21 protein-coding genes and 2 tRNA genes are annotated in these 25,727 nt (G+C 61.1%); 2 read left to right on the forward strand and 21 right to left on the reverse strand.

Going from position 1 to position 25,727, the window contains the following annotated elements; genetic code table 11:
* Nucleotides 1-22: 22 nt before the first annotated feature.
* From AAE484_RS12610 to AAE484_RS12685, 16 genes are all read right to left on the reverse strand, one after another.
* Nucleotides 23-865: an ATP-binding protein gene (locus AAE484_RS12610; protein ID WP_341938762.1), complete on the reverse strand. Its 843-nt coding sequence runs from the start codon at nt 863-865 to the stop codon at nt 23-25.
* A gap of 241 nt (nt 866-1,106) precedes the next feature.
* Entirely contained in the window at nt 1,107-1,691 is a 585-nt protein-coding gene (locus tag AAE484_RS12615; protein ID WP_341938763.1) for an AAA family ATPase, read from the reverse strand.
* Complete coding sequence (locus AAE484_RS12620) at nt 1,681-2,094, reverse strand: TA system antitoxin ParD family protein (RefSeq protein ID WP_341938764.1); 414 nt, start codon at nt 2,092-2,094, stop codon at nt 1,681-1,683. The genes AAE484_RS12615 and AAE484_RS12620 overlap by 11 nt, the downstream gene beginning before the upstream one ends.
* Nucleotides 2,095-2,222: 128 nt before the next feature.
* Complete coding sequence (locus AAE484_RS12625) at nt 2,223-3,026, reverse strand: ion transporter (RefSeq protein ID WP_341938765.1); 804 nt, start codon at nt 3,024-3,026, stop codon at nt 2,223-2,225.
* Nucleotides 3,026-6,655: an ATP-binding protein gene (locus AAE484_RS12630; protein ID WP_341938766.1), complete on the reverse strand. Its 3,630-nt coding sequence runs from the start codon at nt 6,653-6,655 to the stop codon at nt 3,026-3,028. The genes AAE484_RS12625 and AAE484_RS12630 overlap by 1 nt, the downstream gene beginning before the upstream one ends.
* Nucleotides 6,656-6,780: 125 nt before the next feature.
* Entirely contained in the window at nt 6,781-7,485 is a 705-nt protein-coding gene (locus AAE484_RS12635; RefSeq protein ID WP_341938767.1) for a DUF4194 domain-containing protein, read from the reverse strand.
* Entirely contained in the window at nt 7,466-8,974 is a 1,509-nt protein-coding gene (locus AAE484_RS12640; RefSeq protein ID WP_341938867.1) for a Wadjet anti-phage system protein JetA family protein, read from the reverse strand. The genes AAE484_RS12635 and AAE484_RS12640 overlap by 20 nt, the downstream gene beginning before the upstream one ends.
* Nucleotides 8,975-8,983: 9 nt before the next feature.
* Nucleotides 8,984-9,316, reverse strand: a complete 333-nt coding sequence (locus AAE484_RS12645; RefSeq protein WP_341938768.1) for a DUF3012 domain-containing protein — start codon at nt 9,314-9,316, stop codon at nt 8,984-8,986.
* 34 nt (nt 9,317-9,350) lie between these two features.
* Nucleotides 9,351-10,331 (reverse strand): porphobilinogen synthase, encoded by a 981-nt coding sequence (gene hemB / locus AAE484_RS12650; protein WP_341938769.1) that lies wholly within the window; start codon nt 10,329-10,331, stop codon nt 9,351-9,353.
* Between the two features lie 270 nt (nt 10,332-10,601).
* Nucleotides 10,602-11,027 carry a hypothetical protein gene (locus AAE484_RS12655; protein WP_341938770.1) on the reverse strand — a complete coding sequence of 142 codons (426 nt, stop codon included), beginning with the start codon at nt 11,025-11,027 and terminating at the stop codon, nt 10,602-10,604.
* A 98-nt stretch (nt 11,028-11,125) separates the two neighbouring features.
* Entirely contained in the window at nt 11,126-11,731 is a 606-nt protein-coding gene (locus tag AAE484_RS12660) for a transglycosylase SLT domain-containing protein (protein WP_341938771.1), read from the reverse strand.
* Nucleotides 11,728-13,770, reverse strand: a complete 2,043-nt coding sequence (gene ligA, locus AAE484_RS12665; RefSeq protein ID WP_341938772.1) for an NAD-dependent DNA ligase LigA — start codon at nt 13,768-13,770, stop codon at nt 11,728-11,730. Before ligA ends, AAE484_RS12660 begins: the two co-directional genes overlap by 4 nt.
* Nucleotides 13,771-13,843: 73 nt before the next feature.
* The gene (gene zipA / locus AAE484_RS12670) at nt 13,844-14,989 is read right to left on the reverse strand and encodes a cell division protein ZipA (protein ID WP_341938773.1); all 1,146 of its coding nucleotides are present in this window, start codon (nt 14,987-14,989) and stop codon (nt 13,844-13,846) included.
* Nucleotides 14,990-15,058: 69 nt separating this feature from the next.
* Nucleotides 15,059-18,568, reverse strand: coding sequence for a chromosome segregation protein SMC (smc, locus tag AAE484_RS12675; RefSeq protein WP_341938774.1), 3,510 nt, complete (start codon nt 18,566-18,568; stop codon nt 15,059-15,061).
* 205 nt (nt 18,569-18,773) lie between these two features.
* Nucleotides 18,774-20,063 (reverse strand): c-type cytochrome biogenesis protein CcmI, encoded by a 1,290-nt coding sequence (ccmI, locus tag AAE484_RS12680; RefSeq protein WP_341938775.1) that lies wholly within the window; start codon nt 20,061-20,063, stop codon nt 18,774-18,776.
* Nucleotides 20,060-20,575: a cytochrome c-type biogenesis protein gene (locus AAE484_RS12685; protein WP_341938868.1), complete on the reverse strand. Its 516-nt coding sequence runs from the start codon at nt 20,573-20,575 to the stop codon at nt 20,060-20,062. Before AAE484_RS12685 ends, ccmI begins: the two co-directional genes overlap by 4 nt.
* 186 nt (nt 20,576-20,761) lie before the next feature.
* On the opposite strand from AAE484_RS12685, the gene AAE484_RS12690 reads away from it, so the two are divergent.
* Together AAE484_RS12690 and AAE484_RS12695 are read left to right on the forward strand one after the other, a co-directional pair.
* Nucleotides 20,762-20,837 (forward strand) — tRNA-Val (locus tag AAE484_RS12690).
* 13 nt (nt 20,838-20,850) lie between these two features.
* Nucleotides 20,851-20,927 (forward strand) — tRNA-Asp (locus tag AAE484_RS12695).
* A gap of 717 nt (nt 20,928-21,644) precedes the next feature.
* Here the strand turns inward: AAE484_RS12695 and AAE484_RS12700 are convergent.
* The 5 genes from AAE484_RS12700 to AAE484_RS12720 all read right to left on the reverse strand — a co-directional run bounded on the left by AAE484_RS12700 (nt 21,645) and on the right by AAE484_RS12720 (nt 25,676).
* Nucleotides 21,645-22,175, reverse strand: coding sequence for a DsbE family thiol:disulfide interchange protein (locus AAE484_RS12700; RefSeq protein ID WP_341938776.1), 531 nt, complete (start codon nt 22,173-22,175; stop codon nt 21,645-21,647).
* Nucleotides 22,172-24,154 (reverse strand): heme lyase CcmF/NrfE family subunit, encoded by a 1,983-nt coding sequence (locus AAE484_RS12705; protein ID WP_341938777.1) that lies wholly within the window; start codon nt 24,152-24,154, stop codon nt 22,172-22,174. The genes AAE484_RS12700 and AAE484_RS12705 overlap by 4 nt, the downstream gene beginning before the upstream one ends.
* Nucleotides 24,144-24,611, reverse strand: coding sequence for a cytochrome c maturation protein CcmE (gene ccmE, locus AAE484_RS12710; protein WP_341938778.1), 468 nt, complete (start codon nt 24,609-24,611; stop codon nt 24,144-24,146). The genes AAE484_RS12705 and ccmE overlap by 11 nt, the downstream gene beginning before the upstream one ends.
* A gap of 79 nt (nt 24,612-24,690) precedes the next feature.
* Nucleotides 24,691-24,888 (reverse strand): heme exporter protein CcmD, encoded by a 198-nt coding sequence (gene ccmD / locus AAE484_RS12715; RefSeq protein WP_341938779.1) that lies wholly within the window; start codon nt 24,886-24,888, stop codon nt 24,691-24,693.
* Nucleotides 24,888-25,676 (reverse strand): heme ABC transporter permease, encoded by a 789-nt coding sequence (locus tag AAE484_RS12720; protein ID WP_341938780.1) that lies wholly within the window; start codon nt 25,674-25,676, stop codon nt 24,888-24,890. Before AAE484_RS12720 ends, ccmD begins: the two co-directional genes overlap by 1 nt.
* Nucleotides 25,677-25,727 lie beyond the last annotated feature (51 nt).

Here is a 25,727-nt window from a genome sequence, read left to right on the forward strand (position 1 = left end):
TGTAGTAAAAAGTGCATTAACCTCAGTCGACAAAATCGCGGGCGAATTGCCAGGCCACCCGTCCGCTTCGCGCGCCCCGGGTCCGGTGCCAGAGCAACGCCTGAGCCCGGACCCGATCATTCCACTCGCCCCCGAAATGCTCGACCCAATACTGGGCGGCGGCCAGGTACTCATCCTGACTGAACGGATAAAAACTCAGCCAGAGACCAAACCGGTCCGAGAGCGACACCTTCTCCTCGACGCTGTCCCCGGGGCGAAGCTCACCCTCCTCGTAACTCACATCCAGATTCTCCCGCATGGTCTGCGGCAGCAGGTGGCGTCGGTTGGACGTGGCGTAGAACAGAACGTTGGACGAAGGTGCCGCAATAGAGCCATCCAATGCCGATTTCAACGCTTTATACCCCAGCTCCCCTTCCTCGAACGACAGATCATCACAGAAAATGATAAACCGCTCGGGCCGATCTTCAATCAGCGCCAGAATATCGCCCAGATGAACCAGGTCGGTCTTGTCCACCTCAATCAGACGCAGCCCCTGATCGGAGAAATGGTTCCAGCACGCCTTGATCAGGGTGGATTTACCGGTACCACGCGCGCCGGTGAGCAACACATTATTCGCCGGCTTGCCATCCACCAGGCGCTGGGTGTTGCGCACAATCGCCTCTTTCTGCGGCTCGATGTTCTGCAGCGCCGAGAGCTCGACCCGATGCGGATGCTTCACTGCCTGAAGGTGGCCCCGGCCGTTGACCGTCCGCCAGCGATACGCCTGTGCACTCCAGTCCACTTCCGAGGGCGCGGCGGGCACCAGGGTCTCAACCCGGTCGAGCAGTTGTTCCAGACGTGATAAGACAGAGTCGAATGAAGCCACGTGATCTCCTAGTTATCAGGGGTTACAAAATCAAATTTCGGAGCTAAAAGTTAACCGTATGGCACTAAGCCAGGAGGGCTAACCTCTTTCCGGGACCGTCGAAGGGAGGGACCCCGCCGACGAGCTTACAGGGATGTATTCACAGACAATTGCTCCTGCATTGTCTGCATACACGCCATCCGTGGCGATAACAGCGTGTCCCGGAAAGGGGTTAGCCCTCCTGGCGACCGAACCGTTTGCATCAAACTCTGGTCAATTGTGTCAGCCACTCCGGCGGAGTGTTGGTTAAAAGACACCAGCGGCCGCCGCGCCAATAGGCCAGACGTTGATACGGATGCTCGGCGCTGGAATTGTCCACCAGATGCAGCTCATCTACCAGCCCCACCGACGCCCCGACCCATTGAAACGTGCGCGGCAGGCGGCCGACGATTTTATCCGGAGGGACCTTGTGGCCACCCGCCCTGACCCGCGAAGCCACCCGGGCGAGATTCAATTCGCTCTGGGCCAGATGGAAGTAAAACATTTTAATCACGAAACCGGCGGCTTTGGCCTTGCCCACAAAATCGAGCTTGGAGGGATGGGAATAAACGGTTTCAAAGCAGAAGGTCTGCCCTTCCTCCAAAAGCCGAAAACGCTCCTTCTCGGCGAGAATCGCCGCCTCGTAGCTGTGCTGTTCCGGCTCATCGGGCCAGAGCTGGCGGGCGATCCGGTCGGCATTGATCAGGGGAAGGCCCGTCGGGGCAAGAAACCGCTCGTAAAAGCTGGTCTTGCCCGAACCGTTGCCGCCCACCAGGAGCCAGAGCTCGGGGGTATGCTCAGGCGGCATGGGTGCGTTTGTTCACCTTGTAGAAGCGGCCATTTTTGAACACACCCACCGCGCGACTGCCGTCGGGATAGAGTGCCTCCAGGTGACCGGGATGCTCCTCGCTGGCTTGATAGACCACCCGGTCGGCCTGCAGCGACTGGCCCAGCTCGCCGGATTGGCGGGCGGCGTCCACAGACTCCCAGAGCTCATCGGTGCTCGGGGGTTGGGCATTCACCCGCTTCAGATCCAATTCGACCAGGCCCTGGGTCAGCGCCAGCAGGTCCTGCGGGCTGAGCTTTTCAGCCACCTGCTGGCCAATTTCGGCCCAGAATTCGATCTGCTTGGGGGTTGAGCGCCGGTTGAGGCGCGCCTCGGCGGCGGCCTCCTGGACCAGGCGGTCTTCGAGTCTGACAGCGATGGACATGGGGACCTCCGGCAAGGTGAAAATGGGCGGTGGGCGGAGCCCACCCTACGGGTTTTTAGTGTAGCGCCCTGCTCTGGTTGTTGCAAGTTGCAACAACCGGTGAGCGGTGGGCGGAGCCCACCCTACCGTTAGTCGACGCGCTCGCGGAGCAGGCTTTTGAGCTCCCGCAATTCCTGATGCAGCTCCTTCAGGGTCGGCTCGCCCTCATCGCGGCGCTCCTGGCGGTGTTGATCCTCCAGGACGTTGACCACAATGCCGATGATCATGTTCAGAAAGGCGAAGGCGGTCAGAAAGATGAAGGTGACGTAGAACACCCAACTGAACGGGTACACCTCCATGGTTTCGTACATGACATCGGTCCAGTCCTCGAACGTCATCACCCGGAACAGCGTCAGCATACTGATGGCAATGTCGCCCCACAGGGTTTCGTTGACGTCGGCAAAGAACATGCTCCCGATAGCGGCATAGATATAAAAAATGATGAACATCATCAGGGCCACGTAGCCGAGCTGCGGCATGGCGCGCAGCAGGGAGGTCAACAGCGTACGCAGTTCGGGAATGATCGACACCATCCTCAGGACCCGGAAGACCCGGACCAGTCGCCCGATCAGGGCCAGTTCGCTGTCTTCGATGGGAATCAGGCTGACGAGCACGATCAGGGTGTCAAACACATTCCAACCGGATTTGAAGAAGTCCCGCTTTCTCGGTTCGCCCAGGAATCGGATGGTGATTTCGATCAGAAAGAAAATGGTGATGAACCAGTCGGTCAACACGATCGTGTTGGCCACAAACGGTGGAATATCGTAGGTCTTGGCGCCGATGACCAGCGCCGAAAAAATGATGATACCCACCACAAACAGCTCGAACGCCTTGTTGCTGCGCAGCTGATTGAACCGGTTTTGCAGGTTTTCGTTGGACAGGGTCTGGGACATCAGGCTTCAACTTCCTCAAGGAAATCCAGCTCGGCCTGCTGGCGAATGGTCTGTCGATGGTTGGCCATCAACTGTTGAATGCGCGCGCGATCGCACTCCTGCCGGTCCAGAATCACCCGACTGTTCAACTCACCTACCGCCTGGGCGGTGGCGCATTTGCTGAACACAAACTGATTGGAAATCAGGTCCAGGAAAGGGCCGGATTTACTGCTGGGCATGATGAACAGCAGCTGCAGCCCGAGGCTTTCGGTCAGGTAGTTGATCACTTCGCGCGAGCGGTGCTCGTCCATCTTGGAGAAGGCTTCGTCCACCAGCACCATACGCAGGTGGCTGTTGCCCTCACCAAAACGGAAGGCCGAGGTAATGGCAGCGCTGCGAATGATGTAGGCCGGTGTTTCCAGTTGCCCGCCCGAGCCGGTACCGTACTGGCTCAGCGCAATGGGCTGTTTGCCTTCCGGCTCTTTGTAAATTTCATAGCGCCGGTAGTGACGGTAGTCGGCAATGCGCTCCAGCTCGCGCAGGGCTTTCTGCTCGTCGTCATCCAGCAGCATGGACATCAGTCGCTCGCGCACCTTCTGGTGCTTGGGCTCGAGCTTCATATCGAACAGGGTGCCGCCCTCTTCCTGGCCGGGATTGTCGATAATGGCCTTGAAGAACTGCCAGTACTCCTTGAATTCCGGTACCCACTGCCAGTCAAAGCGGAAGCGCTCGCGATCGGCGCCAAAGCGGTGATGCTCCAGCTCCCGGTTCAGGTCTTCCAGCACCCGCTTGCCGTCGTTGATGGCCTGGTAGATCGAGTGGCACAGATTGGTGACAAAGGCGTTGTTGAAACTCTCGCGCAGTGACTGCAATTCGCCGTGACGCTGGGCCAGGATGTGGTTTTTATCCCGGTTGTAGAGGCTGTCGAACTGTCGGCGGAGCGCGCACACCTGGGCAAAGTTGTCGCGCCCGAACTCATCGGAAAAATTCAGATCGAGCGCGATGGCATCGGCCTGGCGACAAAACTGGTTGTGCTGCAACACGCTCTGCTGCAGCCGGTGCAGGCTGGTTTTCAGCTCGCCCTGTACGGCGGTCAACTGTTGCTCGTAGTACTGGGTCGAGCGCAGGTCCCGGTCGATCTCATCCAGCTGCGTCTCGACATCGAAGCCCGGCCAGAGCGCATCGATGCCCTGCAGATCCTGTTCGCACTGATCCACCACGGCCAGCGTCTGATCCTGATCCCGGTCCAGTTGCTGACAGCGACTGTCGACGTTTTTCAGGTCGGCCAGAAGGTTGGCCTTGTCGTCGTTGAGCTGGCGCGCCTGCTGCGCCTGCTCCTCGCCCCGGGCCTTCAACTGCTGGAGCTCGTCTTCCAGGTTGTCGCCTTCACTCAGATCCAGTTGCTGCAGTTGCTGCTCCAGCGTCTGCAGGCGACGCTGGGCGGTGAGCATGGACTGGAGCGAGTCGCCGTGCTCGGGACTGTGCATTCCATCTACCGATGCCAGCAATTGTGCGGCTTCATCGGCCAGGCCTTGGCAGGCTTGCCACTCCTTGGTCAATGAGTCCCTTTCCTGCACCCGCGCCCGCAATGCCCGTTCGCGCGCGCCCTGTCCGAAGACCAGGTCGCTGTCGGCAATATCGCAACGGAACATGGCGTAGTTGCCGGACCCCAGGCAGTCCGGGGTCAGGCCGCGGCGGGTGCCGCGCAGGGCCTGGGAGTCGCTCACGCGCTGAACCGAGCCGTAGCTGGCCTTGATGTAATATTCAGCGGTGGCGTGGCTGAACTGCATCACCTCGACAATCGAATCGCTCGGCAGGGAACCGGTTTTGTCGATATCGCGCCGGGCCTTGTCACCCTGGATGACACGCGCCTTTTGTGCCTGGCCGGACAGGTTGCGGACAATCCGGATCGCCTCGGCCTCGTGTTCCGGTTCAACAATCAGACCGAAACGGGCACCGCCCATGTAACCTTCAATGGCCGACTGCCAGTCGCTGTCGGTCACCTCGACCTGATCGCACAGCACGCGCACATCGGCTTCCGGCAATTGCCGGCGCAGTTCATTCAGAGCCTGCTGGACAAAGCCGGGGTAACTCACTTCCCGCGCCTCCAGGGCCCGCATTTCCCGCTCCAGGCGTTCCAGCCGGGAACGGACCTGATCGGTGGCCTGCTGGCGCTTGTCCCACTCGCGCGCCAACTGGTCTCTCAGGTTGGAAGCGCCCTCTTCCGGCTTGCCAAACCAGTCGTTGATCAACTGGCGGTGCTGCTGCTGTTGCTCCAGGGCCCAGTCGAGTTTGCTCTCCAGCGGGCTGATGTCGATCCAGTCCCGGTTCAGCAGTTCGTGCACATCCAGGGTCTGCTCGTCCTCGGCGATGGCTTTGAGCCGTTCCAGTCGTGCCTTGTCGGCCAGCGCCGGCACGGCCAGTGACAGGGAGGTTTTGCGCAAGCCGTCGCGCAGCTGTCGGGCCGAGGCGCGATTGGTCTCCAGCTGTTTGATCTGCTGCAGTAACTTCGGAACGGCCTGGTGCAGGTTCTGCTCCTGGGTGCTCCGCTCGCTTTCGAGCTGATCCTTCTGACGCAGCGTGGGTATGCCCAGACGGCGGGTATTGAGGTCGAGCAACTGCTGTTGCAGGTCGTCGCGGCGCTGTTCGCTCAGCTCGATGGCCTGCTGGTTGGTTTTGATCTGCTCGCGTAACTGTTGCTGACGATCTTTTTCTTTCAGATAGCGGGTCTGGCAATCGCTGTAACGCCGGCGTGCCAGCCCGTACTGCAGGCTCTGCCAGTCCAGCCACTGTTCAATGAACGCGTCGGCGGTGTTACGGCCCTGCTGCAGGCGGTCGATGGCCTCGCGCAATTGCCGGGCGTCGGCTTCCATCCCGTGGATGCGCTTGAGCATGGCGGACACCGAGCGGATGGCTTCGCCCAGATCGCGCGGCTCCAGCACTTCGTTGGCCACGAATTCATCGATGCCCTTGATGGGCTTGTAGGCCATGAAGCGCGAAAAGGCGCGGGCCGCGTTCATCGCCTCGCGCTCCGAGACCGCATCCTGCCTGTCGCGGATCAGGCCGAACAGACGGCAGAGGTAGGCTTTCTTCTTGTCGTATTTCTCGATCTTGTCGTGACCGAACTGGCTACGAAGTGTGGCGTAGAGTCGGTCCAGCGGGAGCACATAGCGACCGGCTTTGTCTTCTTTCAACAGGTCGGACAGGTTCAGTTCGGTGCCCGGGAGCAGGAAAAACTGCAGGTCGTCCAGCCGGGCCACGCGCTGTTGCCCCGCGCCCTCGATAAAGGCGCGCATCCCGATCAGGGCGGTAAAGGGTTCGCTGTTCTCGCCCGGCGTCGGGTGAAAAACGGCCCCCAGATAGCCGTCACAACCGTCGGGGCGGGCGTAGGCTCCGTCGTCACAACCCAGTACGTAGGAGGCGAGCGTGCGCACCTGTTTGCCGCCCCGACCCCGCTGGCTGGCTTCATCCTGACCGGGGTTGAAGTGAAACAGGTTGTCATGGGCCGCGGTCATCACCGTCTGAATGGCATCGGCGGCGGTGGTTTTACCCGAGCCGTTACCGCCCGAAAACAGGTTGATGGGGCCGAATTCGCACTCGGTGTTGGGGACATTGCCCCAGTGTATGTAGATGAATTTTTTCAGGTACATAAATTATGTGTGTCTTCTCATAGTGCGATGCGATGTCGGTTATGGCGGATGCGCTTGACGCTTATCCGCCCTACACGACCCGCCGTGGTATACGTAGGGCGGATAAGCCTAAGGCGCATCCGCCATCACCCACCGGGAAAAATGGACGGCCCAACGGGCTCCTTCTCATCGTCCTGACCGGCAGCCGGAACCGCCTCAATATCCTGTTTCAGATTCTCGAGCCAATCGTTATTGACCAGATTGACAATCAGCGGCCGCACCTTGATCCAGCTGTCGCTCTGCTCCAGGTCGGCCTCATGGGCGTAGTGGATCAGACGCAGCTGGCGCAGGCGGCGAAACAGCTGCCGGCGCTCGGCCAGATTCTCGGGAAGGTTGCGCTGCAGCAGGTTTTTGCTGGCGAGTGCGACCGCCTCCAGTGACAGAGTGGCGCAACCGTTCTCGTCAATCAGACCCTCGCGCACAGCCTTGTCGTACTCGGCGCGCAAGATCAGCACCAGCGCAATTTCCGCCTGGGTCAGGCGGGTGCGGTAGCCGCCGTTGAACGGCTCGTCACTCTCGTCCTCGACACCGGGAACCCGGGCGCCGGGGGGAATCAGGCGCACAAACTGGAAGCGGGTATCGTGGTGAAAACGCAGTCCGATCAGGGCCAGGTATTCATCCACAAGCGATTCAACGCGCTCAAAGCGATCGTACAGTTCGGCTTCCACCTGGCTGTCGTCGCGACAGAGTACGCCGTAATCGAGCAGGCGCTGTAACAGTTCGCGCCAGTCGCGCAGATCCAGGTTGTGCTTGTGTAGCGCACTTTCCAGATTATCGGTCAGGCTGCTCATGGGCCTCCTCAATGAGTTCGATAATGTATTCGTCGCGCTGACTGAAATAGGCACCGTCGGTAATGCGCGGACTCTCCTGCAGCCACTCGCTGTTCTGATAAACGCGAAAGCCGAAATCCGAAGCCAGGTTGGCCGCGGCACCCACTTCGGTGGCGCGCGCCAGGCTGAGCAGCTCGGGAATGCTCTCGGCGCTCAGTTCACGGCTGCTGACCCGGCCCGTTTCGCTCAGTGCCCGCTGCACAAAATGACGCACTTCAGAGCCCTGAATGGTGAACGCCTGATCCAGCGCCTGCTCGATGAACATCTGCTTCTGGGCTTCACCATCCAGGGGTTGGTCGTCATCCAGGTCGCTGCGAACCGCCGGTTTGGCACGCCGGTCGCGCAACACCAGTTGTCCCGGGTCCAGGTAACCCAGATGCACAGCGGACCAGGACTCGCCGTGCTCGCGCAGTAACTGATCCTGTCGCTCCCGTGGTTGCTGCGCCAGCTGGCGGCACAGCTCCAACGCCCCGTCCCCGCTCTGGGTGTGAATGTAGCTGAGCTGACGAATGATGATGTCCGCCCGCTGGGTAAAGGTGTTGAGCGCCTTGCGCAGCGCCGGCAGCATCACGTCGCAGGCATTTTTCAAACGGGTTTCGATGGTCTGCAACAGAGTTTCAAGCAGTGACCGGCCCGGGACCACGTGCTGGGGCAGCAGCTGGCGCAGGCGAATTTCCATCACCGCCCGCCAGTCTTTATTGGCGGTCTCATCATCGCCCTGCCCGTACTTGCGTTTGCGTCGGATCTTGCCGATCACACCGGCAATCTGGTCGCGGTATTTCTCCACGCTGTCGGCGGACAGGCGGACTTCCAGGTCCGGTTTAAAGACGTTCTCCATGAAGTCGAAAAACTCGTCGCTCGCCTGCTGAACCAGCTGGCGCGCCTCAACCTCGCGCACCAGTTGACGCTTGCGCTCCTCCAGCTCGGCGATGACATCGGTGAAGTCACTGATGATCCGCTCGGAGTACTCGTAGGCATCCAGCAGGTCGTGCACCTCACCCCGGTCCAGAAACGCCTGCAGGCTGTTGCGGGTGTTGCGGGTGTTGCGGTGACGGGTGCGAAAATCATTGTGCGTGCTGGCGGCAAAGGGCTGGGTGAACAATCTTCCCATGCGGCTGAAGCCGTAGCTGCTTTGCAGGTTGGCTTCGTCCACGCGCCGCTCTAACCAACCGGCCTCGAGCAGACGGTTGATCATGAACCCGGCCAGCTCGCGCTGGGACTTGAAACGTCCCTCCTTCTCCCCACTTTCGTCCTGGCTGTCCAGAAGCGGGGTGCGGGCGATGGCCTCTTTGAAAATATCCACCAGCCCTTCCCGGTTCAGACCGGAGCCGTAGTCGCGCAGATCCGTGTACAGACGCTGGTACAGTAATCGCAGACACTCGGCCACCACCTCCCGGTATTTCCCCGTCAGAGGATTGAAAAAGTGGGGCCGTTCGGGAGTAAAGAACATCAAAAATAGCTATTCATAGATGCATTGATCGGCAAAGGTTTGGGAGTCGTCCCGGCTCCAGCGGTCGTTGGACTGGTTCATCATCTGCTCGCACCACTCTTCGCTACCGGGCTCGGCCTCCACTTCCAGTTGCGGGATCTCCCCGTCGCGCTCGGCCTCTTCGGCCGGGACCGGAACCAACGCGATATCCCGGGGCTGCTCTTCAGGCTCTTCCTCGGGTGCCTGCACGGCTTCCGGCTGTGCGTCCTGCACCTCCTCCGGTGGAGGCTGCTGAAGAATCAGATACAGACCAAACGCAATCATCAACAGACTTGCCCCGATCAGGGCATAAACGGCCTTCATAAACTCCCCTTAATTGGTTAACCCGCTACAGGCGTTAATTCGACAGCCAGCTACAGGCGTCTTCCGCGTAATAAGTAATGATGAGATCTGCTCCGGCGCGTTTGAAAGCGAGCAGGCTCTCCAGCACCACCGCCCGCTCGTCAATCACGCCGGCCGCCGCGCTGGCCTTGATCATGGCGTACTCGCCACTGACCTGATAGACCGCCAGGGGGCGCTGGGTGTGCGCGCGAATATCGGCCAATACATCCAGATAGGCAAGACCGGGTTTCACCATCAGAAAATCGGCGCCTTCATCTTCGTCCTGCAACGACTCGGCCAGCGCCTCACGCCGGTTTGCCGGGTCCATCTGATAACTCGCCCGCGTGCCCTTGAAGTTGCTGTCCACCGCATCCCGGAAAGGCCCATAGAAAGCCGAGGCGAACTTGGTGGAATAGGACATCACCGGAATGTGGCCATAGCCCGCCGTATCCAGCGCATTGCGGATGGCCGCGATCATGCCATCCTGCATGCCCGAGGGCGCGATCACATCCACCCCGGCTTTGGCTGCCACCACCACCTGCATCTGCAGGTTGGCCAGCGTCAGATCGTTATCCACATCGCCGTTGTGCACCACCCCGCAGTGGCCGTGACTGGTGTACTCGCAGAAACAGTTGTCGCTGATCACGCACATCTCCGGCTGGGCCTCCTTGGCCGTGCGGATCATGCGCGCCATCAGGCCCTCGTCATTCCACGTATCGGCGCCCACCTCGTCCTTGTGCTGCGACACCCCGAACAACAGCACCGCACGAATGCCCTTCTGCCAGGCGCTCTGCACCTTTTCCGCCAGCTGCGCCTCCGGGTAGCGCACCACCCCGGGCATGCTCGCTATCGTCACCGGCTCGTCAATGCCCTCCTCCACAAAAATCGGAAGAATGAAATCGCTGGGCGTCAGCCGGGTTTCGCGCACCATGTCGCGCAGCGCCGAGGTGCGGCGCAGGCGCCGGAAGCGGAAATCGGGATGGGTTTCGTTGGTCATTCATTGCCTCGGTGTTCAAAAAAATTTGGCGTCCATAAATATGGACGGCTTTTTGTGGCGAATGCCTCTTTGTGGCGGATGCGCTTACAGCTTATCCGCCCTACGATGGCTACGGTAGTGCTGAAGCGGGTACGGGGGATGATTTTTTGGAACCTTCTCTTCAGGGAAGAAGAGCAGGAGCTACAGGGATGTATTCACCGCGTTTCCAAAAAATTATACCCCGTGGCCGCTGGGCGTCACGCAACAAACAAACGTTCGATAGCTTCCAGGTCAAACCGCTAACGCGCCCTCGTGGGACCACTCGCAGCGGACCTGCATATCGCCTGAGCCGGGCTTGTGAAAGCTGGCCGTCGACTCCCAGGTGAACGTATGCGTGCCCGACAACTCCGTCTCCAGATGCACCGTCGCCGACACCCAGAACATCCGGCTCAGTAGATCCTCAAACTGGGCGATCCACTGATCCCACTCATACTCCACCGCCTTGTAAGACGCGCCGAAATGCATCACCTCCGTCTGGTAATGCCCCGGCCGGATCTCCACCTGCGGAATCGCAAACATCTCCTGCGACAAAAACGGCCAATCATCGGCGTGCGGCAGCGTCAACATCGCCTCTCGATTCACCCGCAGACGCTGCCCCTCCGACGGCAGATACGCCGTATCCTTGATACACCCGTAAACAATCGACTCTTGATCCATAACCGCTCCCATCCCGCGACCGAAATGAACTGTTTATCTTACAAACCGCTAGCGCAAATACCGAATAACCGAAGAAACCCAGAGTACCGAATAACCGGCTAGCGCAATGGCCACCACCAGGGGCCCTTGAACCGATGCTCGCAACTGTCCAGCTGCCGACGGAAATTATCCGCTCTGACCGCAACCTTCCCCGCTACCGGAGTCAGCCAGCCCTTGGCATCGTAGCTGCGATTTTTGAACCCGGTGTGGCCCTCGTGATAGGCCAGATACAGATTGCGGGCATCGTTCTTGCCGATGCCTACCCGCTTGTGGCTCTGGGCATTGTACCAACCGATAAAGTCGATGGCGTCGGCAAAGTGACTGCGGCTCGCCCAGTGATTGCCGCTCATGCGCTCATACTCGGACCAGGTTTCGTCTTTCACCTGGGCGAAACCGTAGGCGCTGCTTAGCCGCGGTCCGGGGATGATCCAGAGAATTTTGGTGCGCGGCGGCTTGGCCTTGGGCCGGAAGCCGGACTCCTGATACATGATCGCCATCATGGTGGCGATATCCGAGCCCCAGCGCCGCTCCGAGCGGCGGGCATCTTTGTACCAGCCGCGTTTCTCATCGAATACGTCGCAGAGGTTTTGGGTCTTTTCCGGTGGCCCGGACGCGCAACCGCTCAACAGCGAGGCGGCCACAAACAGCATTAAAATTCGTATCACTCTGCCTCCCATTGGCTCAGTAGCTCGAGCAGCCCGGCTTCGTCCATGATATCCACTTCCAGCTCCTCGGCTTTTTTCAGTTTCGAGCCCGCCCCGGGGCCCGCCACCAGATAATCGGTTTTTTTGGAAACACTGCCCGCCACCTTGGCGCCCAGTGCCTGCAGCCTCTCTTTGGCCTGATCCCGGGTCAATTGTTCCAGGCTGCCGGTCAGTACATAGGTCAGCCCCGCCAGGGGCAGAGAGTCCCGGTCCACCGGCGCCTGCTCGGTCCAGGTCACGCCGGCCTTTCTCAGCTTGTCGACCGCCTCCCGGTTGTGCTCCTGCTCAAAGAACTCGGCGACAAAGTGTGCCACCACCGGCCCCACATTATCCACCTGTTGCAGGCTCGACTCGTCGGCGCTGGCCAGCTCGTCCAGGCTACCGTAATGCTGCGCCAGGTTGCGGGCGGTGGCCTCGCCCACCTCGCGGATGCCCAGCGCATAGATGAACTTCGCCAGGGTCGTGTTCTTGCTCTTTTCCAACGCTTCCAGCAGGTTCTCGGCGGACTTCTCGCCCATACGCTCCAGGCCGGACAGGTCCTCCCGGGTCAGGTGATACAGGTCCGCGACCGCCTGGATCAGGCCCTTGTCGACCAACTGTTCCACCAGCTTATCGCCCAGGCCGTCGATATCCAGGGCCTTGCGCGAGGCAAAATGCTTGATCGCCTGTTTGCGCTGCGCCGGGCAGATCAGTCCGCCGTCACAGCGGGCCACGATCTCGCCCGGCACCATTTCCACTGGAGAACCGCACACCGGGCAATGTTCCGGAAACTCGATGGCACGGGCATTGTCCGGTCGCTTGTCTGTCACCACCGAGACAATCTGCGGAATCACATCGCCCGCCCGGCGTACGATCACGCTATCACCGATCATTACGCCCAGGCGCTGGATTTCATCGCGATTGTGCAGCGTGGCGTTGGAGACCGTCACTCCGCCGACAAACACCGGCTTCAGGCGCGCCACCGGAGTGACGGCACCGGTGCGGCCCACTTGAAATTCGACATCCTGCAGCTCGGTCATTTCCTCCTGGGCGGGAAACTTGTAAGCGATGGCCCAGCGTGGGGCGCGGGCGACAAACCCCAGTTCTTCCTGCAGGTCGCGCCGGTTGACCTTGAACACAATACCGTCAATGTCATAAGCCAGCCCGGTGCGGCGTTCCCCCAGCTCACGATAGTAGTCGATGCAGGCCTGAGCGCCCTGCACCACCTGTATTTCGCGATTGATTTTCAGGCCCCAGCCGCGCAGGGCCTCGAGAATGTCCGAGTGGCGCCCGGGCACCTCGCCCTCGACGTAGCCGATGCTGTAGGCGCACATTTCCAGGGGGCGTCGGGCGGTGATGCGCGCATCCAGTTGGCGCAGACTGCCCGCGGCGGCATTGCGTGGGTTGACGAAGGTCTTGTCTCCAGCCTCGCGCGCTTTCTCATTGAGCCGCTCAAAACCGGCCCGGGGCATGTAGATCTCGCCGCGTACTTCCAGCACGGCGGGATAGTCACGGCCGCGCAGACGCAGGGGAATGGAGTCGATGGTGCGCACATTCTGGGTGATGTCTTCGCCCTGGGTGCCATCGCCGCGCGTGGCGCCGCGTACCAGCATGCCGTCCTGATACAGAAGGCTGACGGCGATGCCGTCCAGTTTGGGCTCGCAGGCGTACTCGATGTCGCTGTCATCCTGAAGCCGATCTTTGACCCGGCGATCAAACGCCCAGATGTCCTCTTCGCTGAAGGCATTGTCCAGCGACAGCATGGGGAGCTCGTGGGTGACGGTGGCAAAGGCACTCAGGGGCGTCTGCCCGACCCGCTGGGTGGGAGAATCGGGGGTGATCAGGTCCGGATAATCGGCCTCGAGCCGTTGCAGTTTCTGCAGCAGACGATCGTATTCCGCATCGGGAATCTGCGGGTCATCGAGCGCATAGTAGCGGTAGTTGTGTTCCTGGAGTTCAGCGCGCAGCGCTTGCGCCTCGGCGCTGACTTCAGCGGGGATGGCGGCGGCAGATTTGGCCATTAACGTCGACTTCCTGCAATTCAGACTCGGGTTGATTCACATTGGGCTGGCCGTCTCTGGCCCGGGGTTGTGGTTAGCCCGGAGAACGCGACAGCTGCTTGCGCTCGAATTCGTGAATCCGCTGGCGGCAATGCTCCATGGTCTGCCGGGTCATGACACTGCGGTTTTCATCCTTCATCTCTCCACCCAGCTCATCGGCGATCGAGCGGGCGGTCTCCAGCATGAGCTCAAACACCTCCACGTTCTCCATACGGGCTCCGTCCAGCGGCAGCGTCATGAACAGGCTGACGCCGGGAGTGGAAAACTCATCCATGGTATCCAGATCGAACACGCCCGGCTTGACCATGTTGGCCAGGCTGAACAGGATCGGCCCCCCGCCATGGCGCTCCTGATAACGATGAAAAATGTTCATGTCGCCAAAGCGCAGACCCGCCTGCAGCAGTGCCTCGAGCAGCGCATCGCCGCGGAACTGCTGCCCCGCCGGCGCCATGATATTCACGATCAGCACCTCCTCGGGGTCCGGCGGCGCGGGCGCCGGCTCGCGCTCCTGTTCGCCCACATCGGAGGGCTCGGGGGGCGGTGTCTTTTCCGGCCTGGGCCTGTCTTTGGGTTTGTCTCTGGGTTTGTCCTTCGCGGCTGGCGCGGCGGACGTACGGGGTTTGGCCTCGCTGGAAGCGGTCTTTTTCGGTTCCGCCGATTTTTCCTTTCCCCCGAGTGTGGGTTCGATGCGACCCGAGCTGTCCTGGTCGTCGGATTCGGTGGTCTCCATGAGGATGGGCACCGACTCGTCCAGATTCAGTGCAACCTGCTGGGGGATGCTGCCTTTGGGTCGTGAGACGGGCTCCGCCTCGGCGGGTGTTTCTTCCTCCGGCTCGGATCCGACCGGCTCCAGGTCGTCGAAGTCCTCCTCGTACTGGTCGTAATCGGGTTCGAGTTCCTCGGTGTCGTCGCTGTCGGCGTACTCGTCTTCCACCATTTCGGGTTCACGCCGGGCGCCGCTCTCGGCCTGACGGTCACGGTAACCGACCACGCGGGCGCCGCCATTGGGCAGCTCCGCGCTGTTGTAGCTGTCCGCCGGGGAGGAACCGCTACCGGCGCTCTTGCGCATGGAGCGCGACACCCTGAGGGAGTCTTTCTGGGCGTTGCGCATACGCCGCCAGCCGTCGAGAAGAATCCCGACTATCAGCAAGACTATGATTACCGTTAACCAATCACCCATAGTGTTATCCGTCAGTTTCCGTCATGTGTCCGTCGCTGGCGCCGGCGAGTGTGAGCACACAGACCGACATTATACCGCTGCCAGCTCGGCCGCTTCATCCACATCCACGGTCACCAGGCGGGAAACGCCCGGTTCGTGCATGGTAACACCCATCAACTGGTGCGCCATCTCCATGGCGATTTTGTTGTGGGTAATATAAATAAACTGTACATGTTCCGCCATCTCCTGAACCATCCGGGCGTAGCGACCCACGTTGGCGTCATCCAGGGGCGCATCCACCTCATCCAGCATACAGAAAGGTGCCGGGTTGAGCCGGAAAATCGAGAACACCAGGGCAATGGCGGTCAGCGCCTTCTCCCCGCCCGAGAGCAGGTGGATGGTGCTGTTCCGCTTGCCCGGTGGCCGCGCCATGATGGCAATACCGGTATCGAGTAGATCTTCGCCGGTAAGTTCCAGATAGGCGTGCCCGCCACCGAATACTTTGGGGAACAACTCCTGCAGGCTCTTGTTGACCTGGTCGAAGGTTTCCTTGAAGCGGGTGCGGGTCTCGCGGTCGATTTTCTTGATGGCGTTTTCCAGAGTTTCCAGCGCGTCGCGCAGGTCTTCGTCCTGGGCGTCCAGGTATTGTTTGCGTTCGGATTCGGTCTGGTACTCGTCGATGGCCGCCAGGTTGATCGCGCCCAGGCGGGCAATGCGCGCCGCTACCTGCTCCAGCTCGGTTTCCATCGGCTTGAGTTCGGCCTCTTCCGGCAGTTGGCTGAGCAGCTCCTCCAGATTGAAGTTGTCTTCCTCCAGCTGCTGGGCCAGGCCGGCGCGCTGGACTTCGAAGGTCTGCGCCGCCAGGCGCTCCTGCTCCAGGTGCGAGCGCACCGCCTGGACTTCCTGCTCGGCCTTGTGGCGCGCCTGTTCGGCGCTGCGCAGCTCGTGCTCCACAGCCTCGAGCGCGGTGCGCGCCTCGGACAGTTCGCCCTCGACCGCCAGGCGCTTGTCCAGGTTGGCCTCCAGCTCCAGCTGGTGCTCTTCGATCGGGTCGCGATTCTCGCCCAGCGACTCCATCAACAGCTCGCGCCGCTCGCGCAGGCGCTGGGTCTGTTCCTGCAGCCGGGTGATGCCCAGACGGATGCTGTCGAGTTGGGTTTTCAGGGACTGGGCGCGCATGGCCATTTCGTGGGCCTTGTCGCGGTCGTGCCGGGCCGATTGGCGGGCCTGATCCAGCCCGCCCCGGAAGCGGTCGCGCTCCTCGAGCAGGCGCTCGCGCTCATCGGTGTCCTTTTCCATGGCCTCGATGGCTTCGCTAAGAATCATGCGCGCTTCGGCCAGCTGCTCCGACTCCTGATCCATCTGCTCGCCGGCTTCGCGAATTTCGGTCTCGGCCCGCTCGCGCCGCATGCTGATCTGCTCGATGCGGGCTTTCTTGGCGCTCAGCTGGGCGCGCAATTCGCCCGCCCGGCGGTTCTGTTCGTCGGCTTCACGGCGCAGGGTTTCCCGCTCGCGTTCCAGGTTCTGCACGGTCTCGCGGCCCTCAGTGCGGGCTTCGTCCAGGCGGGCGACCTGCTCTTCGAGTTCGGTAATGTCCGTATCCAGCTCTTCCAGCTCCTGACGGCGGGCGATCACACCGGCACTGGCGTCGGTATCGCGCGCGACCTTGAGCCATTGCGGGCCGAGCCAGAGGCCATCGCGGGTAATCACCGACTCCCCCGCTTCCAGGCGCGAGCGCAGCGCCAGGGCTTCGGGCAGATCTTCGGCCAGATAGACACCGCTGAGCAGATCGCTCAGATCCCAGTCGGCGGTGACCTTGTCCAGCAGACGCGGCGCCTTGTCGCCGGTCTGGGCATTCGGGCGGCTGGCGGTGTCGAGCAGCACCAGTTCGCCCTGACTCAGGCCGGCGAGCGTGCTGGCCACCGCATCGAAGCCCTCGACGCAGACCGCCTGGAGGCTGTTGCCCAGCACGGTTTCGGCGGCCTGGTTCCAGCCGTCGGTGACGCTCAGGGTCTCGGCCAGACGGGGTTGGTCGGTCAGCTGGTGTTCGTTCAGCCAGTCCGATACCGCTTCGCTTTTCTCGCCCAGAGCGGCCTGTTGCAAGGCTTCCAGTGAGGCGTGACGGCCGCGCAGGCTCTGCAGTTGGCTGCGGGCCACGTCCAGTTCATCCGCCACTTCGTTGTTCTTCTGCCGTTGGGCTTCCAGACGCTCGCCCACCGACTCACTGCCGGTGCGTTTTTCTTCCACCACCAGGTCCAGCTCGGCCAGCTGTTCATTGAGCTGATCGATTTCCTCGTCGGCGTCGCCCTGTTGCAGATTGGCCCTTTCCTCTTTGAGCTTGTCGATGCGCTGCAACAAGCGCTGCTGAACCTGCTCCAGGTGCTGGATGCGCGACTGCTGCACCTCAGCGCGCTGACGCGGTTCGGCCGCGCGCTGGTTGAAGGCATCCCACTCGCTCTGCCAGCGCTGCATGGCCTCTTCGGCTTCCTGCAGTGCGTCGCCGGAGCTCTCCTCAGCGGCGCGCACCAGCTCCAGCTCCGGTTCCAGCTCCAGCAGCTCGGCCTCCCATCCCTCGGCTTTCTCGCGGTCAAACTGGAGGCTGTCTTCGGCTTCGCGGCTGTCCCGGTCGGTCTGTTCCAGGTCGGTCTGGAGCTGGCGGCTGCGTTCCTGGGCGTGCTGAATGGTCTGCTCGATCCGCGCAATATCGGCACCAATGGAGTAGTAGCGGCCCTGGACCTCGTTGAACTTGTCCTGCAGCTCGGTGTACTGGCTGCGACATTTCTCGATCTGGGTGTCCTTGTTGACCTGATCGGTCACGAAGGATTCCATGCGCAGCTCCAGGTCGCGTATGCCGGTCTGCTTGATCTTGGCCTGCTCATCCAGCTGGCGGTACTTGAATGCCTGCACCTGGGCCTTGAGCAGTCGCTCTTCTTTCTTGTATTCGGTGTACTTTTCGGCCGCCTGGGCCTGACGCTGCAGGCGACTGAGCTGGCGCTCCAGCTCGTCTCGGATATCGGTCAGCCGCTCGAGGTTTTCCAGAGTGCGGCGCATCCGGTTCTCGGTATCCCGGCGCCGCTCCTTGTACTTGGAGATGCCCGCCGCTTCCTCGATGTATACCCGGAGCTCTTCCGGCTTGGCCTCGATCAGGCGGGAGATCATGCCCTGTTCGATAATGGCGTAGCTGCGCGGACCCAGACCGGTACCCAGGAAGATGTCGGTAATATCCCGGCGGCGGCACTTGGTGCCGTTGAGGTAATAGACGTTCTGGGCGTCGCGGGTGACCTTGCGTTTGATCGAGATTTCGTTAAAAGCGGCGTATTCGCCCTGAACCGTTTTGTCGGTGTTGTCAAAAATCAGTTCGATGGAGGCCTGGCCTACCGGCTTGCGACCATTGGAGCCATTGAAAATGACGTCGGTCATGGCTTCGCCGCGCAGGTTCTTGGCGGAGGACTCCCCCATCACCCAGCGCACGGCGTCGATGATATTGGATTTGCCACAGCCGTTGGGCCCCACCACCGCGCACAGATTGCTCGGGAAGTTGACCGTGGTCGGGTCCACAAACGATTTAAAACCGGCCAGCTTGATACACTTGAGGCGCATAGATCCCTGTTATCCTGAATGTCACGTTATTTCAACTTACGGCGCGCCGGAACCCGCCTAGCCCATTGAAATCATTATGATTATCCGGCCTCCGACGGCCCTTCGGCTGCCCTTGAGCAGGAGGGGTCGGAGGTCGGTTGCAAAAGCGGGAATTCTACACGGAAGCGGCAAATATTACACCAGCCGCTACCCTGTCGGATGGGACCTATTCAGTGACCGGTTCGTCAATCACCAGCTCGATATTCTCGGGCACGTCATCAAGCGAGATGGGCCCCACAAGGCCCTGCCAGTCGCCGGGTTTGGGCGTGGCATCCCCGTCCTTTGACAGTCGTGCCACCAGCTCCACTTCCTCGACGCTGCTCAGAGAGGCTGCCGGTGACATGCCCATAGTATCATCCAACACTATTGATGATGGCAATTGGTTGGCCTGAAAGCGTGTAATGGCAAGGGGCATGGGTGAACCCTGCCAGGCCCGGGCGAAAACAAAGACCCACTGATCGCCGTCGAAGTCTACTTCGTCGCCCAGGCGGACCCGGAGTGGAATCTCGATCGATGCCTCAGCACTGGGCTCATCAGTTTGGGCCTCTGGCGTCTCTCCGCGTTGAGCCAGGGCGCTGCGCGCCCGCTCGACCCCGCGTTGAAAGGCCTGGGCGTTGCCCGAGCGCGGATCCATCTGATCCAGCGCACGCTGCCAGTAGCGGATGGCATCCTGAAAGTTCTGGTTGCCAAAGGCGTCAATCCCGGCCAGACCCAGTGCGGTGGTTTCCTGGGGATCGTTTTCCAGCGCTTCCTTAATCAGGTCTCGCGCCCGGCTCCCGATGCGGTTGTCGTCCCGGATAAACAGGGTCTCGGCCAGCTCGGCCTGAATGCGGGGAGACTTCGGCTCCAGCTCCAGGATGCGTTCGTAGGCCTCGATCGCGCGATCAAAGTGGCCGAGCTCGCGTGAGTAGAGCGCCAGTAGAAACAGATGCTGGGTGGAGTCGGGGTTGTCTTCCAGCCGCTTCTGGATCTGCTCCACGAGCGTCCAGGTAAGGCCCGGGTCCACCCGGCGGTCGTTCATCCGGTCTTCCCGATCCTGCAGGCTCTTGGCCATCTGCAGCTCGGCCAGATGCAGGTCTTCACTGGCTCCGCGCCACTCGTACCAACCGATACTGCCCGCCAGCAGCACCACGGCGGACAGCATCAGCACCCGGCCGCCAGGCAGCGCGCGACCGCGCGTCGGTTTGCTGGTGGCCAGCTCCCGCTCTTCCTGCAGTAGTGCCCGCTCCTGTTCGCGCTTGAGCTGCTCGAACGCCGACTGCGACAGTCGCCCGGCATCCCGCGACGCCTCCAGCTCGGCCAGGTGCTCCCGAAAGAGCACCACATTGGTCTCCAAGTAACGACGCCGGACCTGCTCCAGGTGCGAGCCGGTGGCTTTGCGTCGCATGGGCCAGAGGAAAAAAGCCAGGGCCAGCACCACCATCAGGGCGATGACCCACCAGAGAGGTGACATCATGATTCGCGTTTCTCGTCGTCGGAGTCGGCATGGGAGTCGCGCAGCAGCTCATCGAGCTCCCGGCGTTCTTCGGGGCTCAGATCTTCGCTGTCGGTGACCGTTTCGGCCGCCGTGCGCCGGCGTTTGAGGACCACCCGGATCAGCACCACGATGCCCACCAGCATCAGCACAACGGGCGTCAGCCAGAGCACCAGGGTGGCCGGGCTCAGTCGCGGCCGGTAGAGGATGTACTCGCCGTAGCGCTCGACCATGAAGTCGATGATCTCCTTGTCGGACTTGCCCTCATCGATCAACCGGTACACCTGATCACGCAGGTCCTCGGCAATCGGCGAGTCCGATCCCGCCAGGTTCTGGTTCTGGCATTTGGGGCAGCGCATCTCGTCGATGAAGCTCTGGTAGCGCTGACGGTCCGATTCACTGTCGAAGTCACGCACGTCCACAGCCGCCATTGCCCCTCCGGCGGAGGCCATCACCACCAGGGCCAGACCCAGGGTGACCCATACTCGTATCATTCGACTCAAGGCTAAGCGCCTCCTGTAAATTCAGTGAAGCGCGAGTATAACAAGCCCCTCGCATTCGTGGCGAGCAAAGCGGGTTTTGATTGGCTTTGTTGGGATGAATGAAAACTTTTTTAAGAAAATGGCCAAAAGCGATTGACCCAGCGCCGCTTTTCATTAGAATACGCCCCTCTTGAGCGAGGGTGGTTAGCTCAGTTGGTAGAGCGGCGCCCTTACAAGGCGTAGGTCACAGGTTCGACTCCTGTACCACCCACCATGCTCAAAACAGCGGACCGGTAGTTCAGCTGGTTAGAATGCCGGCCTGTCACGCCGGAGGTCGCGGGTTCGAGTCCCGTCCGGTCCGCCATACATTGAAAGAAGCCCCACAGCGTTGGGGCTTTTTTTATGTCCAGAAGAAACTGCCGTGGCCCGGGTGCGGTCGGGGCTCGAACCTCAGGGTTCGACCAATCCGTCGGGAACGGATTGGCACAGCCGAAGGCTGCCCGTAGGGTGGGCGCCATGGACGGCGCCCATGTTTCCCGTCCGGTCCGCCATATCACGAAAAAAGCCCCACAAGTTGGGGCTTTTTTTATGCCTGCCAGAAACTGCCGCAGTTATTCGTAGGGTGCGGTAAGCGAAGCGCACCCACCGTTGCCCAACCTTCTGTCACTCCATCACGTCCGGCCCGCTTCGGGGTGAACTGTTCCAAGACACGTGGCACTAATCGGCAGGATTGCCGATTAGCACAGCCGAAGGCTGCCCGCAGGGCGAGCCACATGGATGTGGCGAGTGAACTACGTCCCTGTAACTCGTCAACACTAGTCCCGCGGTTGACGGTCTTGGAACAGTTCACCCCAAATCGGTCCTACGAGCCTTGTAGAACCTATTCCTCCAGATATTTCTCTGAAAGCTGGCACTCTTTTACGGCAGGTGGCGCTTCGCTTACCTACCCTACCCCTGAGCGGGCCGGACGTGATGCAACACCGGTGGGTGCGCTTCGCTTACCGCACCCTACGGATGAGTGGGCCGAACGTGAAGATGGCGGATGCGCCTTAGGCTTATTCGCCCTACGTTAATGCCTGCCCTACTCGTTCTTTAAGCGCTCGAAGAGCGGGCCGATTTCTTCGTCCCAGGCGCGTTGGTCGACCACGCCGACGTGGCGGTGGCGGATCACGCCCTGCTTATCGATCACATAGGTCTCCGGCGCGCCGAACACGCCCAGATCGAGGCCCAGACGGCCCTCGGCATCCACCACGCTCAACTCATAGGGATCGTGCAGCTGCTCCAGCCACTTGCGGGCCTCCGCCACATCATCCTTGTAATCCACGCCATAAATCGGCACCCCCTGCTCCGCCAGCTCCACCAGAAACGGGTGTTCTATGCGGCAGGCGGCGCACCAGGTGGCCCAGACATTGAGCAGACTCACCTGCCCCTGAAAAATCTCCTGAGTGATTTGAGCCTCCGGGTCGGCCACCGTGGGCAGACTGAACTCAGGCACCGGCTTGTTTACCCGGGCCGAAGGCATTTCCGAGGGGTCCAGGCTCAGACCGCGCCAGAACAGCACCGCCAGAACCGCAAAAATGATCAGCGGAATAAACAGCTTCAGACGGCTCACGGCTGACTCCCCTCAACCAATGGCTCATTATCCTGCGAAGCCTTCTGGGCCAGCTTGCGGTAGCGCTTGTCCAGAGCCGCCATGCCGCCACCGATGGCCATCATCAGGGCGCCCAGCCAGATCCAGCGGACGAAGGGCTTGATGTGCACACGCATGGCCCAGGCGTCGCCGCTCAATTGTTCGCCCATGGCGATGTACAGGTCCCGGAAGAAGCCGGGGTCCAGGGCCACTTCAGTCATGAGGTTGCCACCGGAAAAGTAGCGCCGCTTCTGGGGCTTCATGTGCTTGTAGTACTCGCCGTTGACCATCACCCGAATGCGGGCCTCCTGGGCCAGGTAATTGGGGCCACGGACCTCTTCTACTCCCTCCAGGACAAAGTCATAACGCCCGGAGCTGATCTCCTGCCCCGGCGCCATGCGCAGGTCGCGCTGGTCGGTGTAGATACTGTTCAGACAGACGCCCAGCAGAGTTACCGCGATACCGGCGTGCGCGAGCTGCATGCCGTAGTAACTGAGGCTGAGCTTCTTCAACCCCTGGGTCCAGCGATCGCTGTGGCGCACGCGATAAATCAGATCGGAAGCGCCAGCTGTCAGAATCCAGGCGCCGACAAAGACCGCCAGCGCCGCCTCCCAGCGGTAGGATTCCCCGTAAAAAACGGGAAACAGCGCGCCGATGGCGATGCTGATCACCCAGGGCTTCCAGAGCAGCTGCCCCAATTGTCTGGCGGGCGTGCGCTTCCAGTTGGACTGGGCGCCGGCGGCCATCAGAAGGCAGATGACCCCCATCAAGGGTACAAAGAACAGATTGAAGTACGGCGGTCCCACCGAAATCTTGCCCCAGCCCAGGGCGTCGGCAATCAGTGGGTAGAGGGTGCCGAGCAGAACACTGATCATGATGATGACAAACAGGATATTGTTCGCCATCAGAAAAGTCTCGCGCGAAAACCAGGTGAATTCGGTGGTTTTCTGGACCACAGGGGCCCGCAGCGCGTAGAGCGTCAGGGAGCCGCCCACCACGACCAGCAGAAACAGCAGGATGAACACGCCCCGCTCCGGGTCGTTGGCAAAGGCGTGCACGGAGGTCAGCACCCCGGAGCGGACCAGGAAGGTGCCCAGCAGACTCAGCGCAAAGGTGAAAATGGCCAGCAGCAGAGTCCAGCTCTTGAACAGGCCGCGCTTTTCCGTCACCGCCATGGAGTGAATCAGCGCCGTGCCCACCAGCCAGGGCAGGAAGGAGGCGTTCTCCACCGGGTCCCAGAACCACCAGCCGCCCCAGCCGAGTTCGTAGTAGGCCCACCAGCTGCCCAGGGCAATGCCCACAGTCAGAAAGCCCCAGGCAACATTGGTCCAGGGCCGCGCCCAACGGGTCCAGGCGGTATCCAGCCGGCCGCTCAGCAGCGCGGCAATGGCGAAAGCGAAGCTGACGCTGAAGCCGACGTAGCCCATATAGAGAATGGGCGGATGCACAATCAGCCCAAAGTCCTGCAACAGCGGGTTGAGGTCACTGCCCTCGGTGGGCGGTAACGGCAGCACCCGCTCGAAGGGGTTGGAGGTCAATAGCATGAACAGCAGAAACCCGACCCCGATAAAGCCCATGACCGCCAAAACCTGAGCGCGCAGGCTCAACGGCAGGCTCTTGCTCAGCAGCGCGATCGCCAGGGTCCAGCTGGCGAGCATCAGCACCCACAGCAGCAACGAGCCCTCGTGCCCGCCCCAGACAGCGCTGACTTTGAAGTAGATCGGCATCAGGCTGTTGGAGTGGCCCGCCACATAGGACACGGAGAAGTCGTCCACCACAAAGGCATAGGTCAGGCAGCCAAAGGCAACGGCCACAAAGAAAAAGAAGCCGGTCGCCAGGGAGCGACTGGTGTGCATCAAAAGCAGGTTATCCAGCTGGGCCCCGGCCAGGGGCAAAATCGTCAGCGCCAGACTGAATGCCAGCGCCAGGATCAGCGCAAAGTGGCCAATCTCAGGGACCATAGGCCATTACTCCACAGGTTTTATCGTGATCGCCGCCGGAGGCACTCATCACCTCGGCCACTTCGGGGGGCATGTATTCTTCATCGTGCTTGGCCAGGACCTCGGTCGCATGAAAGACGCCGTCGGCACTCAGTGTGCCATTCACCACGGCGGCCTCGCCCTCCGAGAACAGGTCCGGGAGGATACCGGTATAGGTCACGATAAAGTCCACCACGCCGTCGGTCAGGGCAAAGCGGGTTTCCAGGGTTTCCTGGGAGCGCTCGATGCTGCCGGGCCGTACGCAGCCGCCGGCCCGGATCCGGGTGTCCACCGGCGCCTCGCCGGCGACGATCTGCATGGGGGGGTAAAACAGATTGATATTCGCCCGCAGCGCGTAGGCCATCAGGCCCACCGCGACGCTGGAAAATACCACAATAAAGAGAACCAGAAACAAGCGCTGTCGACGGACTGGATGCATAAAAACTTCGCCAGAAAAATTCGAACGTTACCGGGAGTGCTGACGGGGCCAAAGTGTATCAGCATTGGCCCTCATTGTATCAGCGCTGGGCGCTTTTTGCGGCCTGATCACGACGCACCCGGGCCCGCTGCTGCCGCAACCAGCGACGCTGGCGCAGCCAGGGGCTGAGCAGCAGATAGGCCATTACCCCCCAGGTGATACCAAATGAGGCCCAGACATAGGGCCCATGGGTGCCCATCTGTACAAAGTCGCTCAGCGAATCAAAGTAAAATCGCATTATCGATCCTCCTTAGACAGCCCATCAGACGGCCCACCCGACGTCCCCTCGTGGTTGACAAGTTCCTTCACCCAGCCGGTGCGCGCTTCTCTTTTTACGATCTCAAGCCGGGTATAGAGCAACAGCACCAGTGCATAAAACACATAAAACCCCACAATCATCAGCAGCAGCGGGTACAGCATCGAGCTGTGGATGGAGGGGGCGGAGGTCAGTTTGAGGCTCGCCGGCTGATGCAGCGTGTACCACCAATCCACTGACTTGTAGATAATGGGGATATTGACCGTACCCACAAGGGCCAGAATCGCGCTGGACTTGTCGGCCGCCTCGCGGCTCTGGAAGGCGCTCTGCAGCGCCATGATGCCCAGATACAGAAACAGCAGGATCAGCATGGAGGTGATGCGCGCATCCCACTCCCACCAGGTGCCCCAGGTGGGCTTGCCCCAGATCGCGCCGGTGACCAGTGACACGAAGGTCAGTGCCGCGCCAATGGGTGCGGCCGCCTTCATGACCATGAAGGCCAGTTTCATCTTCCAGATCAGGCCCACGGCCCCGCAGATGGCCATCACGTAATAGCCGGCCAGCGCCAGAAAGGCGGCGGGCACATGGATGTAGATGATGCGGTAGCTGTTGCCCTGCTTGAAGTCGGCGGGCGAGAACGCCAGCCCCCAGACAGTGCCCACCACCAGCAGCGTCAGTGCCACCACCGTGAGCCAGGGCAGCCAGGGACCGGTTTTGTGATAAAACCATCGGGGTGAACCCAGGCGGTGAAACCATTGCCAGGAAGCCATAGTGTCGAACCCTTATCAGTCGGTCTCAATCAAGAGTCAGTCGGTCTCAAT

The organism is Marinimicrobium sp. C2-29 (assembly GCF_038419845.1).
Classification (GTDB): domain Bacteria; phylum Pseudomonadota; class Gammaproteobacteria; order Pseudomonadales; family Cellvibrionaceae; genus Marinimicrobium.